Below are 14277 nucleotides of genomic sequence, written 5' to 3' on the forward strand. Positions count from 1 at the left end.
GCACGGCACCGGTGCCGCGACCGTTGGCCTGCACGCGATACCGCACGCCTTCTAGGGCATTCCCCGCGGTCTGCAACCGCGCGAATGCTTCGCCGCCAAAGGATTTCCCGGGGTGATGCAGCCGCGCCGCAACGGGGCGGGCCCCCGGTGCGGCGACGGTGCCACGAGGGCGGCGCCGCCGGACCTGACGGCCCGCCTCAGACCGGCGCGGCGGTGAGGATGAGGCAGACGTTCTGCCCGCCGAAGCCGAACGAGTTCGACATCACCCGCGTCACCTGCGCGTCGCGGGCGACGTTCGGCACCACGTCGAGCGGGATGGCGGGATCGGGGATCTCGTAGTTGATGGTCGGGGGAATCCGCCCGTTCTGGATGGTCAGCAGCGAGACCACCGCCTCGATCGCCCCGGCCGCGGTAAGGGTGTGGCCGATCATCGACTTGTTGGACGACACCGGGATGCTGCCCAGCCGCTCGCCGAACACGGCGGACATGCCGGTGAACTCCATGCGGTCGTTCTCCGGGGTCGAGGTGCCGTGGGCGTTGATGTAGTCGACCTCGTCCGGCGAGACCCCGGCATCGGCCAGCGCGTTGCGCATGCAGCCGATCACCGGCTTGGCGTCCGGCGAGGAGCGGGTGCGGTGGAAACTGTCGGCCATCTCGCCGACACCCTCGACCACGCCGAGCACCCGGGCGCCGCGCGCCACGGCGTGTTCCAGGCTCTCCAGAACCAGCGCACCGGCACCTTCGGCGATGATGAAGCCGTCGCGGTTCTTGGCGAAGGGACGGGAGGCGCCGGCCGGATTCTCGTTGTGGGCGGAGAGGGCCGAAAGCAGCGAGAAGCGGATGAGCGCTTCCGCCGTCACCGAACCGTCGGTGGCGATGGAGAGCGCGGCGTCGCATTCGCCGCGGCGGATCGCTTCCACCGCGAGCTGGATCGAGGTGTTGCCGGAGGCGCAGGCGGTGGAGAGCGAGATCGGCTGGCCCTGGGTGCCGAAGCGGTCGGCCAGATGGTCGGCGATGGAGCCGTAGACGAAGCGCTCGTGCCAGTCGCTGTGGTCGTTCACCTCGGCGGCGCGCAGCAGGTCGTCATAGCTCACCGGGCCGTTCGGCGCGGCCTCGCGGGCGAGGATGCGGCGCTGCGGCCATTCCAGCTCGATCGGCGGCACCGCGCAGAACAGCGGGCCGGGAAAGCGGCCGCCGGTGCCGATGCCGGCCTCGGAAATGGCCTCCTCGGCGGCGAGGGCGGCGAGTTCCTCGGAAAGGTCGGGCGCGCTGCGGCGACCGCCGGGCAGGTAGTCCACCGTGCCGGCGATGGTGGTCTTCAGCGTGTCGACCGGGAAGCGGGTGATGCGGTGGATGCCGGACTGGCCGGCGGTCAGCTTCGCCCAGTTGTCCTGCTTGCCCTGGCCGAGCGACGTCATCATGCCCATGCCGGTGACGACGACAATCGGCCGTCCGGCCTTGTCGGTATAGGACGTCATGATCTGCTCCCCGGACATCCCGCGCCGCGGGAGCCCGTCTTCGTCAATGCGGTTGTCAGTCCGCGCGCTCGACGAGCGCGAGGCCTTCGCCGCGCCAATGCCCCACACCGGTCACGATGGCACGGGAAAGCGGGCCATCGAAAGGCTTTTCAACGCTCTCCCCGGCGAGCGGCCCGAACAGGCGGCCATGGGAGACGGTGAGCGCGGCCAGCGCCAGCGCCACCGGAAACTGCGCCTCCAGGCTGTGGCCGACGCGGTCGGTCACCGAGCGCACCGGCAGGCCGGTCTTCGCCAGCACGGCGACCTCGGCCCGGGTCGGGATCGGCGCGCCGCAGGCGCCGGAGAGCACCGCGGTGCCCTCGCCGAGCGGACCGGCCTTGGCGATCAGCCCTTCCAGCACCGCCTCGATCTCGCCGTCCGCCGAACGGCGGGCGCGGTCGGACCAGACGCCGGAAAGCTTGGCGATGGGGGTGGCGCCGCGGGCGCGGGCGTGCTCGGCCGATTCCAGCACCAGGAAGGCGCCGGCGGAGCCGGAGGGCACGCCGTTCGCCTCCGCCAGCACCGGCGACCAGGGCGCGTGCATGGCGAGATGGCGCAGCGCGAACAGCAGCAGCATGTCGCGCCGCTCGGCATTGTAGGCCCCGCCCACCAGCGCGATCTCGGAGGTGCCGGCGGCGATGCGCGACCAGCCGATGCGCACCGCGTCGACGCCCGAGCTTTCCTCGCCCATGAAGGTGCGGGAGGAGCCGGTGACGCCGTGGACGATGGAGATGTTGCCCGCCAGCAGGTTCGAGAGCTGGGCGAGGAACAGCGTCGGCCGCAGGTCCGCCTGCAGCCGCTCGCTGAGATAGACGTCCGGGTTGGGCTGGTTCTCGATCTCGCTGAGAATCGAGCCGTCGACGCTCTGGTCGCGCTCGCCGCCGCCGGCCGCCACCACCATGTCGGTGCGGCCGAGAATGTCCTTGTCGCCCTTGATGCCGGCGGAATCCAGCGCGAGCCCGGCGGCATAGGTGCCGATGCGCTGCCAGGGCTCCATCTGCCGCTGGTCGCCCTTCTTGGGGATCTGGCGGTCGAATTCGATCCTGGCGAGGGGGTGCACGACATAGGGGGCGAAGGCCGCCTCCTCGCGCACCGGCGCAGGGTCCTGCGCCAGCGCCGCCCAGTGGGCGTCGAGCCCTTCGCCGAAGGAGGAGACCAGCCCTACGCCGGTGATCCAGACCTCGCGGCGGGAAGGCGGGCGACGATCAGACATGGGAAAGCTTTCCGAGCTCGGCGCAGGACGCCGGTTCTTCAGGGGTCGCGCCGTCCAGCGCGGGGGCGCCGTCGCCGGCCGCGGCAGCCTCGCCCGCCGGGGCGGCCATCGGCATGCGGATGCGCTCGGCGGTGGAGAGCAGGTAGCCGCGCAGTTCCGGCGCCGGGAACGGCATGGTCTTGAGCGTGAGCTCGGCGTCGCAGACCAGCTTGCCCTCGATGCGGCCCTTGGCGGCGAGCCGGCCATAGCCGGAGCCGTCATGCAGCAGGGTCGCCTCGATCTCGATGGTCTGGCCGGGCGTCACGAAGGTGCGCAGCTTGGCTTTCTCGACGCTCGCCAGGAAGGCCATGCGGTCGAACTCGTGCAGGCGCAGAAGCAGCATGCCGCAGCTCTGCGCCATGATCTCGATGAGGAGCACGCCGGGCAGCAGGGGGTGGCCGGGGAAGTGGCCCTCGAAGATCGGGCTCTCCTCCGGCACGAGGTTGGCGGTCTTCATCGTGCGGCCCTCGAGGTCGAGTTCGAGGACCTGGTCGATCATCTGGAAGTATTCGAGCCGCATTCCCTGCCCTGCCTCGCTGCATGCCCGCCGCCCCGCGGCCAGGCGCTGTGCCTCAGGAGCCTTGCCTCAGGCGCGGTCCGTCAGGCGCTCTTGGCGGCGATCAGCTCGTCGATGCGGGCGCACAGGTTCTTCAGCACGAAGTACTGCTCGGTGGTGGCCTTGCCGTCGTTCACTTCCTGGGTCCACTGCTCCAGCGGCAGCTTGATGCCGAACGCCTTGTCGATGGCGAAGGCGATGTCCAGGAAGTCGAGGCTGTCGATTCCGAGATCGTCGATGGCGTGGCTTTCCGGCGTGATGTTCTCGCGCGGGATATCGCACGTCTCGGCGATGATGTTGGCGACGGTGTCGAACGTGGAAGACATGAAGGCCTCTGGTCTCGGTTGGCCGCGTCCGGCCGAGGTGGGTCAGGTATCGCCAGCGACCGCGTCAGGGGCAGGCGGCTCCCGCAAGGATGACGGCCCGTATACCGAAGCATGTCGGGCCTTTCAATGGCAGCGGCATGCCAATCCGGCGCGTGCGTGACTTCCGGGCATCAGCTTGTAATGTGCCGGTGCGTAAATGGGAGCGTCGGCGGCGCGGTTTTGGCCGGCGCGTTCCCGAGCGGCAGCGGGCCGCGGTGTCGGTGCATCCGGGAGGTATCCATGCGGGTTTTCACCACGGGCGCCCTTCGCGCCGCGACGCTGGCGCTCGGTCTCCTCCTCGCTGGCGGCCCCGGGCAGGCGCAGGCCCCGGCGGCAAGGCTGGCGCAGGCGGCGCCTCAACCCGCTCCCCAGCCCGCCGCGCCAGCCCCGCTGCCCAGGGCGAAGCCCGCCCCGGCCGCCGCCGGCGCTCCGGCGCCGACCCCGGCGGCCGCGCCCGCCGCGAATCCCGCGGCGAACCCCGCCGCGCAGCCGGTGCAGCCGCGGCTCAAGACCTATTCCCGTCCCGATCTCGTCGAGGCCGCCCGCAAGCTGGAGGCCCAGCTCCGCCGCGCCCAGAAGCCGCTGCCGAAGCCGGCCGCCCAGCTTCGCCGCGACGCCGACGCCGCGCTCGCCCGGGGCGATGCGCGCGGCGCGGCGGACCTCTACGCCCAGCTCGCGGCGGCGACTCCGGCCGATTCCGGCCTGTGGCTGCGGCTTGCCCGCGCGCTGGTCGCCATCAAGCCGAACGCGGACGAGGACAGCTATGCGCTGCTCGACCGCGCCGCCGCCGCCGGCTTCATCGCCTACCGCCGGGCGCAGAGCGCCTCCGACGAGGCGGACGCGTTGTTCTTCCTCGGCCATCTCTATGCCGACCGTTCGATCTGGCGCGCCGCGCTCGACACGCTGCTGGCCGGGCTGGCGCTGAAGGAGGTGCCGGCGGAGCGCGCCACTTACGAGAAGCTGCGCACCGAGGAGGGCTTCCGCGTCCTCGACTACACCGTCGATTCGGACGCCGCCAATCCGCGCCTGTGCGTGCAGTTCTCGGAAAGCCTTGCCGGCGGGGCGGTGGACTATGCCTCCTTCGTCACCGTGGCCGGGCAGGACAAGCCGGCGGTGAGCGCGCAGGACCAGCAGCTCTGCATCGACGGGCTGCGCCATGGCGAGCGCTACGACGTCGAGGTGCGCGCCGGGGTGCCCTCGGTCATCCCCTCGGAGACGCTGCAGAAGGCCAGCGCCATCACCGTCTATGTCCGCGACCGCTCGCCGGCGGCGCGCTTCACCGGGCGCACCTATGTGCTGCCGCGCACCGGACCGCGCGGCATCCCGGTGGTGAGCGTCAACACCGCCCGGCTGAAGGTGGAGGTGCTGCGCATCGGCGACCGCAGCCTGCTCACCACCGCGCTGGACGGCAATTTCCTCGGCACGTTGCAGGGCTACGAGCGGATTCAGCTCGCCGGCGGCAAGGCCGAGAAGGTCTATCAGGGCGAATTGGAAACCGCCGCGCCGCTGAACGAGGACGTCACCACCTCCTTCCCGGTCGACGAGGCGGTGGGCACGCTGGAGCCCGGCGTCTATGTGCTGACCGCCGCGCCCGCCACCGACGGCACCGATCCCGACGAGGATTACGCCGAGCGGGCGACGCAGTGGTTCATCGTCTCCGATCTCGGCCTCACCGCGCTGTCGGGCGATCGCGGCCTCACCGTGCTGGTGCGCGCGCTCGGCAGCGCTCAGCCGGTGGGCGGGGTCGAGGTGCGGCTGGTGGCGGCGTCCAACGAGGTGCTCGCCACCGCGACCAGCGACGCCAGCGGCACCGCCACCTTCGACGCCGGGCTGATGCGCGGCCGCGACGGCTTCGCCCCCGCCGTGCTGGTGGCGAGCCGGGAGGGCGACTACGCCTTCCTCTCGCTGCGCGACCAGGCTTTCGATCTCACCGACCGCGGCGTCGGCGGCCGGCCGGCGCCGGAGCGGCTCGACGCCTTCGTCACCCCCGAGCGCGGGGTCTACCGCACCGGGGAGACCGTGCACGTCACCGCGCTGCTGCGCGACCCGCAGGCCCGCGCCGTCGCCCGCGTGCCGCTGGTGCTGGTGCTGAAGCGCCCGGACGGGGTGGAGGACCGCCGCGTGCTGGCGGCCGATGCCGGTGCCGGCGGCCGCGCGGTGGACCTGCCGGTGATGGCCGGCGCGATGACCGGGACCTGGCGCATCGAGGCCTATGCCGACCCCAAGGGCGCTCCCATCGGCACCGCCTCCTTCCTGGTCGAGGACTATGTGCCCGAGCGGCTGGACCTCACCCTCACCCCTTCCGCCGCCACCCTCGCGGCGAAGGCGCCCGTCACCCTCGCCGCCACCGGGCGCTGGCTGTTCGGCCCGCCGGCGGCCGGGCTCGCCCTCGAAGCCGAGACCGAGCTGCGCGTGGTGGACGAGCGCCCAGGCCTGCCGGGCTGGCGCTTCGGCCGGCCGGACGACGGCTTCACCCCGGAGCGCGCCCCGCTGCCGGAGGTGCCGGTCACCGGGCCGGACGGCACCGCGCGGCTCGCCATAACGCTGCCCACCGCCCCTCCGACCGAGCGGCCGCTGGAGCTGACCGTGCTGGCCCGGCTGGTGGAAGCCGGCGGGCGCGCGGTGGAGCGCAAGGTCGTGCTGCCGGTGGTGCCGGCCGCCACCGCCCTCGGGGTGCGCCCGCTTTTCAGCGGCGCCGCCCTCGCGGAGAATGCCGAGGCCGCGTTCGAGGTGGCGGCGGTCGACCCCGCCGGGGCGCAGGTCGCGCGCGGCGGCGTGAGCTGGCAGCTCTATCGGCTGGAGACGCGCTACCAGTGGTACCGCATGGGCGGCGCGTGGAACTACGAGCCGATCCGCACCACCCGCAAGGTGGCCGATGGCACGCTGGACCTGCCGGCCGGCGGCGTCGGCCGCATCGCGGTGCCGGTGGGCTGGGGCTCCTACCGGCTGGAGGTTTCCGGCGGCGGGGCCTCCACCGCCGTGCCGTTCGAGGCCGGCTGGGGCGGCAGTGCCACCGCGAACACGCCCGACCGGCTGGAGGTGGGGCTCGACCGCGAGCAGTACGCAGCCGGCGACACCCTCACCGTGAACCTCGCCGCCCGCTATGCCGGCTCGGCCACGGTGCTGATCGTCGGCGACGGCGTGCTCGCCTCCCGCACCCTGGCGGTGCCGGCGGGGGAGACCAAGGTCGATTTCCGCGTGGACGCGGCCTGGGGGCCGGGGGCCTATGCGCTGGCCTTCCTGCACCGGCCGCTGGATGTCGCCGCCGGGCGCAACCCCGGCCGCGCCATCGGCCTCGCCTGGTTCGGGGTCGACCACGCCACCCGCACGCTGCAGGTCGCGCTCGCCCCGCCCGCGAGCCTGCGCCCGGAGACGACGCTCACCGTGCCGGTGGCCCTCACCGGCCTCGGGCCGGGGGAGGAGGCGTGGCTCACCCTCGCGCTGGTGGATGTCGGCATCCTGAATCTCACCGGCTTCAAGGCGCCGGACCCCGACGCCTTCCTGCTCGGCCAGCGCGCCCTTTCCACCGGGGTGCGGGATTTCTACGGCCAGCTCATCGACGGCATGCAGGGCAGCCGTGGCCGGCTGCGCTCCGGCGGCGATGCCGGGGCCGGCGGGCTGCAGGGCGAGCCGCCGAGCCAGCCGCCGCTGGCGCTGTTCTCCGGCGTGGTGAAGACCGACGCCGAGGGCCGCGCCACCGTCTCCTTCGAGGTGCCGCCCTTCGACGGCACCGGCAAGCTGATGGCGGTGGCGTGGTCCGCCGGCCGCGTCGGCCATGCCGAGGCCGAGGTGGCGATCCATGACCCCGTGGTGCTGCTGCCGACCCTGCCGCGCTTCCTCGCCGCCGGCGACGCCTCGACGCTGCGGCTCGACATCCACAATGTCGAGGGCGAGGCCGGGCCCTATGGGCTCGACATCGTGACCGACGGCGCGGTGGCGCTCGATCTCGCCCCCAATCTGGTGCCGCGTTCGGTGGCGCTGGAGAAGGGCGGCCGGCAGAGCCTGGTGCTGCCGCTGGCCGGCACCGGCATCGGGCCGGGCCGGGTCTCGGTCCGCCTCAGCGGGCCGGGCGGGCTCGCCATCACCCGCGACTACGCGCTGACGGTGCGGCCGGCCTATCCCTCCCTCCGCCGCCGCACGGTGCAGACCCTGCAGCCGGGGCAGGGGGTGACGCTGGACGCCGGGCTGTTCGCCGATCTGGTGCCCGGCACCGGGCGCGTCGCGGTGTCGGTGCGGCCCGACGCGGCGCTCGACGTGCCGGGCCTGCTGCTGGCGCTCGACCGCTACCGCTTCACCTGTTCCGAACAGCTCACCAGCCGGGCGCTGCCGCTGCTCTATCTCGACGAGCTGGCCGGCGACGGGCTCGACCTCGAGCACCCGCCGGCGGAGGTGATTCCCGAGGCCATCGCCCGCCTCATCGCCCGGCAGGGCGCCAATGGCTCGTTCGGGCTGTGGAGCGCGGGCGGCAACGACCTGTTCCTCGACGCCTATGTCATGGATTTCCTCACCCGGGCACGCGAGCGCGGGCAGGCGGTGCCCGACCAGCCCTTCACCCAGGGGCTGGACTGGCTGCGCAACAACGTCGCCATGGCCGGGGAGGGCAGCGGGCCCACCGCCGAGGGCCTCGCCTATGCCGCCTATGTGCTGGCCCGCAACGGCCGGGCCCCGCTGGGCGACCTGCGCTATGTCGCCGACACCCGGCTGGAGGAGGTGACGACCGCCTTCGCCCGCGCCAACATCGCCGCCGGGCTCGCCATGCTGGGGGACCGCCCCCGGGCCGAGCGGGTCTTCACCGCGGCGCTGGAGATGATTCCCACCGCCACCGAGGCGGTGAGCGTCGGCCGCGCCGATTTCGGCTCGCCGCTGCGCGACGCCGCCGGGGTGGCGACGCTCGCCGCCGAGGCCGGCTTCCCCGCTCTCGCCAGCACCGCCCGCGCCCGCCTCGCCGCGGCGGCGGCCGGGGTGGGGCGCACCTCGACGCAGGAGGAATCCTGGCTGCTGATGGCGGCGCGGGCCGCCCGCGGCGCCGAGGGGGTGGTGCTCGATGTCGACGGCGTCGGTCACACCGGCCTGTTCGAGCGGATTCTGGACCGCGCTGCACTCACCGGTCACCCCATCATACTGACCAACCACGGCGCCGCGGCGGTGGATGCGGCGATCTCTCTCGACGGCCCGCCCGCCGCGCCACAGCCCGCCGCGGCGCAGGGACTGACCCTGACCCGCAGCTACTACACCCTCGACGGCGCCACCGCCGATCCCTCGAAAGTGAAGCAAAATCAACGGCTTGTTGTGGTGCTTCGGATGACGGAGGACGAGCCCGCGGCCTCCCGCCTGCTGCTGGTGGACTATCTCCCCGCCGGCTTCGAGGTCGACAATCCCCGCCTCGTCGCCGGCGGCGAGACCGGCACGCTGCCCTGGCTGGAGGAAACCGGCGAACCCGCCCATGCCGAGTTCCGCGACGACCATGTCGCGGCCGCCTTCGACCGGACGCAAGATGCGGAAAACGCAGCTGTTTTGACGCTGGCCTATGTGGTGCGCGCGGTCTCTCCCGGCCGCTACGCCCACCCCCCGGCGGTGGTCGAGGACATGTACCGCCCCGACCGCTTCGCCCGCACCGCCGCCAGCCGCACCGAGGTAACGGGGGCGGCGCCATGACCGGGGAGGGCGGTGCCGCGCGCTACGCGTGGTGGCAGCGCGCCGCCGCCGCCCTGCTGCTCGCGAGCGCCATTTTCGCTGGCGGAACATATGCTTGGCTGGAGGGCCTGCGGGCGTCGGCGCCCCCGGTTGCGGCTCTGGTTACCTCCGCCGAGGTGCTGGACCGCGACGGCCGACTGCTGCGGGCCTTCCCGCTGGCGAACGGAAGCTGGCGCCTCGCGGCGGCCCCGGAAGAGGTCGACCGGCGCTATCTCGCCTTGCTGCTGGCCTATGAAGATCGCAGGTTTTACAAGCACTTGGGCGTCGATCCGGTGGCGCTGGCGCGTGCCGCGCTGCAGTTTCTCAGACATGGCCGGGTCGTCTCCGGCGGTTCCACCCTGACCATGCAGGTCGCCCGGCTGCTGGAACCCCGCCGGGACCGCAGCCTTGCCGCCAAATGGGCCGAGATTTGCCGCGCGATCCAGCTGGAGGCGCGGCTGTCAAAGGACGAAATCCTGAGCCTTTATTTGGCCTTGGCCCCGTTCGGGGGCAATCTCGAGGGCGTGCGCGCGGCCAGCCTCGCCTATTTCGGCAAGGAGCCGCGTCGGCTCACCCTCGGGGAGGCGGCGCTGCTGGTGGCTCTGCCGCAGGCGCCGGAATCCCGCCGCCCGGACCGCGATGCCGCCGCCGCCCGCCATGCCCGCGATCGCGTCCTGCAAAGGCTTGAACGGCAAGGTCTTTTCGGCGAGGGGGAGGCGACGATGGCGCGCGCCGCCGCGGTCCCCGGCCGTCGCCGCGACATGCCGGCCTTCGCCCCCCACGCCACGGAGACGGCGCGCCGGGAGCGCCCGGCCGCGCTGGCGCAGCGGCTCGCCATCGACCGCAACCTTCAGGAAAGGCTGGAGGATCTGGTTCGCCAGAGGGTCTCGACCCTGCCGCCCGGGGTCTCGCTGGCGGTTCTGGTCGCCGACAATGCCAGCGGGGAGATTCTCGCCCGCGTCAGCGGCGCCGATCCGGCTGATCGCGAGAGGGCCGGCGCGGTGGACCTGACCCGCGCGGTCCGCTCGCCGGGTTCGACCCTGAAGCCCTTCATCTACGGCCTTGCCTTCGAGGATGGCGCCGCCCACCCCGAAACCCTGATCGAGGACCGCCCGACCCGCTTCGGCGCCTACGCGCCGGAGAATTTCGACCTTGAATTTCAAGGCACTGTGCCGGTGAAGACGGCGCTGCAGCTCTCCCTCAACGTCCCGGCCGTGGCACTGCTGCAGGCGGTGGGGCCGCAGCGCCTCGCCACCCGGCTCACCGCGGCGGGCACCCGGCTGGTGCTGCCGGCAGGCGAGGCGCCGGGCCTTGCGGTCGGCCTCGGCGGCGTCGGGGTGCGGCTGGAAGACCTTGTCGCGCTGTATGCCGACATCGCCCGGGGCGGCGCCGCGCAGCCACTGGCGGAACGGCCGGTTTCCGACATCGCGACCCCGGCTCCGCCGCCGGCGCAGCGCCTCATGAGCCCGGTCGCGGCCTGGTATCTCGCGCAGACCCTGTCGGGCACGCCGCCGCCCGAGAACGCCCAGGCCGGGCTCATCGCCTTCAAGACCGGCACATCGTTCGGCTATCGCGATGCGTGGTCGATCGGATTCGACGGTCGGCGGACGATCGGGGTGTGGGTGGGAAGGCCCGATGGGCAACCGGTGCCGGGCATGATCGGGCGGCAGGTGGCCGCGCCCGTGCTGTTCGACGCTTTTGCCCGCGTCGCGCCGCGACCGGCGCCTCTGCCGGGGCCACCAAGAGGCACGCTCGTGGCCCGCAACACCGAACTGCCACCTCCCCTGCGTCGGTTCGGCGCCGTGGTCCGGCAGGAAAGCAGCGAAGGGCCGCGCATCGCCTTTCCCCCGGATGGCGCCAGCCTCGCGCTGGACGCTGATGTCGCGCTCGCCCTCAAGGTGAGCGGTGGCACCGGGCCGCTGACGGTGCTGGTGGACGGCGTGCCCGAGGCGGCAGCAAGCTCCCCGGAGCGCACGCTGTTCTGGCGGCCGGCCGGACCCGGCTTTGTCCGCCTCACGGTGATGGACGCCGCCGGCCTGAGCGACAGCGTCGTCGTGCGGGTGCAGTAGAGAACCGGAAGGCGGCGGCCCGCGAACAGCGGGCCGTCCCCCACCTTGCCCGGCAGGCGAGAATCAGCGGCCGAGAACGGCGGCGCGCGGCACGTCGGTGCGGCGGAGGCCACGCGCGGCGAGGGCCGCGTCCGACAGGCGGGAAAGCTGCTCATAGCGCTGCGCGATGCGGCGGCCTTCGCCCAGCGCGTCGAAGAACGCGGCCACGGCGGCAAGCGCTCGCGAGAACAGATCGGGCGAGGTGCGATGGGTCAGGGAAATCGAGGTCATGGCAAACTCCTGTATTTGATATGCCAGCTATATAGGCCCCATTGTGCGTTGCGAAAGCGGGTTCGCCGCATGTCAGCGATGCGGGCGACGCATGCGGGGCTGCGCTGCGACTGACGCAGCGTTGACAAAGCGTCCGAGCCTGCGGCTTCGCCTTCGGCCCTATTGTGCGATGCGGTATGCATGGCGCGCGGGAGAACCGGGATTGTGGCGCCCGCCGCTGGTGGCCGGGCATTGCCGGGGCGGGGGCGCGTCATCAACAGCTTTGGATGAGTTGCGCGGAGGGGGTAGACCGCGCCCGTGCGAGGCGCTATATCGCCACCACTCGCCGCCGCTCTGCCACGGTGGCGAGGCCGAAGTTGCTTCGGCCACACGTTCCGGCGCCATGCCGGACACGGTGGGGGATAGTTTAACGGTAGAACTGCGGACTCTGACTCCGTTAGTCCAGGTTCGAATCCTGGTCCCCCAGCCAACGGCTGATTTCACATAGTATGTCGTTAAGCTTTAGGCCCCGGCGTCGCGTCGCGGTCTGTCGCCGCCGGTGTTCGATAATCCGCCGTGGTGTCTTACCCATGCATCGGGCGCGGCCGCCGGAATTACGGCTCGGCCGCGGCGGTATGGATCAGCGATCCCAGCATGCCCTTGCGCTTGGCTTCGTAATAGTAGCCACTGGCGTAGAGCATCACCGCCCGCTTCTCGTCTCGGCCGGCAACACGGTAGGCGTTGGCGAGATAGGCCACGGCGTAGGACATGTTGGTGTCGGCATCGAGCAGATCCTCGGGCGCGCCGCGGAAGCCGAGGCCGCGTGCCGTGTCGACCCGGATCTGCATCAGTCCCCAATAGGGGCCATGCCGCTGGCGCTGGTCGAACTTGCTCTCCCGCCAAGCGACGCGGCGCACGAGGCTCTCGGGAACCTTGAAGCGCTGGGCGTGGCGCCGGATCAGCGTCTCGATGTGCGGGGGTGCGCGGTCGGCGCTTGCGCCGGCGGTGCCGGCATCCGTCGTGTCGTCGATCGGGCGGGCCGCGTCTTCCTGGGGTGCCTCGGCCTCAAGCTCGGCCGCGTCGTCCGCTACGGCCGCGACCTCCTCCGCCGGGGACGCCTTGGCCTGGGATGCGACGGGGCTCGGTGCCGGGGCTACCTCACGCCGTGGCGGCAGCGGCCCCAACGAGGCGAGAACGATCCGTCCCTCCACAACGGCAAGCCGCTTGGGTGGCAGCGGAGCGGACACGGGTATCGCGGAAGACACCGCAGACGACATCGCCGAGGGAATGTCGGGAGACGCCGCCGCGTAACCCATCAGCCCCGACGGGGGCTCCGCGACGGGGGCCGCATTCGCGATGGCTGAAGCCGGGGGCGCGACCGCGACCGTCTGGAACGTCTCGATTTCAGCGACCACCAGCCGGCGGGAGGTGAAGCCGGTGCCGGGCAGCGTCTGCTGAGGCGGCTGGGTCAGCCAGCCCGCATAGGACGGCGCGACAAGCCCGTAAGGCGCGTAAACGACCGGCGTCATCAGCGCGGAAGGTGCGTTGACGCCAGCGGCCGGCCATGTGAGCGCGGAGCCGGCCGAGGTAAGCTGACCGGTGGGCGGGTTTGCCGGCGCCGGAGGGCTGGGCGCGGTCGCAGCCATGGCCGGAGCGGCGCCTGTGCACAGGCCGCACACAGCCGGCCCTACCGCCGCCATAAGCGCGACGGCAAAAGGCCGGCCGCCTGTCGATCGTTTTGCCGTTCGCCATTCCACGGCTTTGCCTACCACATTTCGCCGAAAGTCGAAACGGCGCTGTGGCGCTTGCCCTGCCGGCGCTTCGACCGGGTACGGCGGTCGCCACAGAACCCGATTGATTCGGTGCGGTACGAGAGCATGCCCCGGGGCAGGGGTTGCCTGTCCGCCACGTGTCGACGCCGGTTCAGTCGGCGATGGACAGGCGATCGACCACGCCGGAAACGCCGGGTGTGGTGACGGCGGCGTGCCGGACCGCGTAGCGCTCCTGGGCCGTATGCACCTTGCCCTCCAGCGTCACGTGATTGCCGCGCAGTTCGATCCGCAACCCCTCCGCGCTCTGGTCGGCGGAAGCGCGCAGAGCCTCGCCGATCCGGCGGCGAATGGCTTCGGCGGTGGCGCAGGGGCTGACGGTGAGCAGGTTGATCACGCAACGCATGCCGGCGGCCCGGCGCGCCGCTTCTTCTGCTGCCACGGCGACCCGGCGTGATGCGACGCTGCCGGTCAGGGTCAGAAGGTCGCCGTTCAGGGCGACGCGGGCGCCGTCCGCGCCCAGGCGGACGAGTTCTTCCTGAAGGTTGCGAAGGGTGTCGGTTTGCATGGTTCGTCTCCCTGTCGGCGTGATGCGATTGCAAGGGCGGTGCGGCCGGCCCCCGCTGAAGATGCGATCCGGGGACGTGCGCGCCGGCGAGACAGTCTTCGTGCGATACGTCGGGGCCGATCCGCCGTCATTGATCCTGCTCAATCCATGCCGAAGATGCCGAGCGGCCAAAGGCCATCTGCAGGTCACGACAGCGTATCTTACCTAGAGGAATTCTGAATGGACGTCGTTGACGCAGATCAGTGTGGATCGTGGCGTC

9 protein-coding genes and 1 tRNA gene are annotated in these 14277 nt (G+C 72.1%); 3 read left to right on the forward strand and 7 right to left on the reverse strand.

From position 1 onward, the window contains the following. Window positions 1-197 precede the first annotated feature (197 nt). From KHC27_RS20620 to KHC27_RS20635, 4 genes are all read right to left on the reverse strand, one after another. On the reverse strand, window positions 198-1478 hold the full coding sequence (locus tag KHC27_RS20620; protein ID WP_213341788.1) for a beta-ketoacyl-ACP synthase: 1281 nt from the start codon (window positions 1476-1478) through the stop codon (window positions 198-200). A 55-nt stretch (window positions 1479-1533) separates the two neighbouring features. After that, a complete protein-coding gene (locus KHC27_RS20625) occupies window positions 1534-2730 on the reverse strand; it encodes a beta-ketoacyl-ACP synthase (RefSeq protein WP_213341790.1) in 1197 nt (398 codons plus the stop codon). Beyond that, window positions 2723-3289, reverse strand: coding sequence for a 3-hydroxyacyl-ACP dehydratase FabZ family protein (locus KHC27_RS20630; RefSeq protein WP_213341792.1), 567 nt, complete (start codon window positions 3287-3289; stop codon window positions 2723-2725). The genes KHC27_RS20625 and KHC27_RS20630 overlap by 8 nt, the downstream gene beginning before the upstream one ends. A gap of 80 nt (window positions 3290-3369) precedes the next feature. After that, window positions 3370-3651 carry an acyl carrier protein gene (locus tag KHC27_RS20635; RefSeq protein WP_213341794.1) on the reverse strand — a complete coding sequence of 94 codons (282 nt, stop codon included), beginning with the start codon at window positions 3649-3651 and terminating at the stop codon, window positions 3370-3372. 279 nt (window positions 3652-3930) lie between these two features. Between KHC27_RS20635 and KHC27_RS20640 the strand changes: the two genes are divergently transcribed. Beyond that, window positions 3931-9345, forward strand: coding sequence for an alpha-2-macroglobulin family protein (locus tag KHC27_RS20640; protein ID WP_213341796.1), 5415 nt, complete (start codon window positions 3931-3933; stop codon window positions 9343-9345). Next, window positions 9342-11432: a penicillin-binding protein 1C gene (gene pbpC, locus KHC27_RS20645; RefSeq protein WP_213341798.1), complete on the forward strand. Its 2091-nt coding sequence runs from the start codon at window positions 9342-9344 to the stop codon at window positions 11430-11432. Before KHC27_RS20640 ends, pbpC begins: the two co-directional genes overlap by 4 nt. A 63-nt stretch (window positions 11433-11495) precedes the next feature. Here pbpC and KHC27_RS20650 read toward each other — a convergent pair whose 3' ends face one another. Next, window positions 11496-11702: a DUF1127 domain-containing protein gene (locus KHC27_RS20650; protein WP_213341800.1), complete on the reverse strand. Its 207-nt coding sequence runs from the start codon at window positions 11700-11702 to the stop codon at window positions 11496-11498. Between the two features lie 395 nt (window positions 11703-12097). Here KHC27_RS20650 and KHC27_RS20655 point away from each other — a divergent pair. Continuing rightward, window positions 12098-12171: transfer RNA gene (locus KHC27_RS20655), tRNA-Gln, on the forward strand. A 124-nt stretch (window positions 12172-12295) separates the two neighbouring features. Here KHC27_RS20655 and KHC27_RS20660 read toward each other — a convergent pair. Then, entirely contained in the window at window positions 12296-13327 is a 1032-nt protein-coding gene (locus KHC27_RS20660; protein ID WP_213341802.1) for a lytic transglycosylase domain-containing protein, read from the reverse strand. A 277-nt stretch (window positions 13328-13604) separates the two neighbouring features. Beyond that, a complete protein-coding gene (locus KHC27_RS20665) occupies window positions 13605-14018 on the reverse strand; it encodes a BON domain-containing protein (protein ID WP_213341805.1) in 414 nt (137 codons plus the stop codon). Window positions 14019-14277 lie beyond the last annotated feature (259 nt).

Source organism: Ancylobacter lacus (genome assembly GCF_018390635.1).
GTDB classification, from domain to species: domain Bacteria; phylum Pseudomonadota; class Alphaproteobacteria; order Rhizobiales; family Xanthobacteraceae; genus Ancylobacter; species Ancylobacter lacus.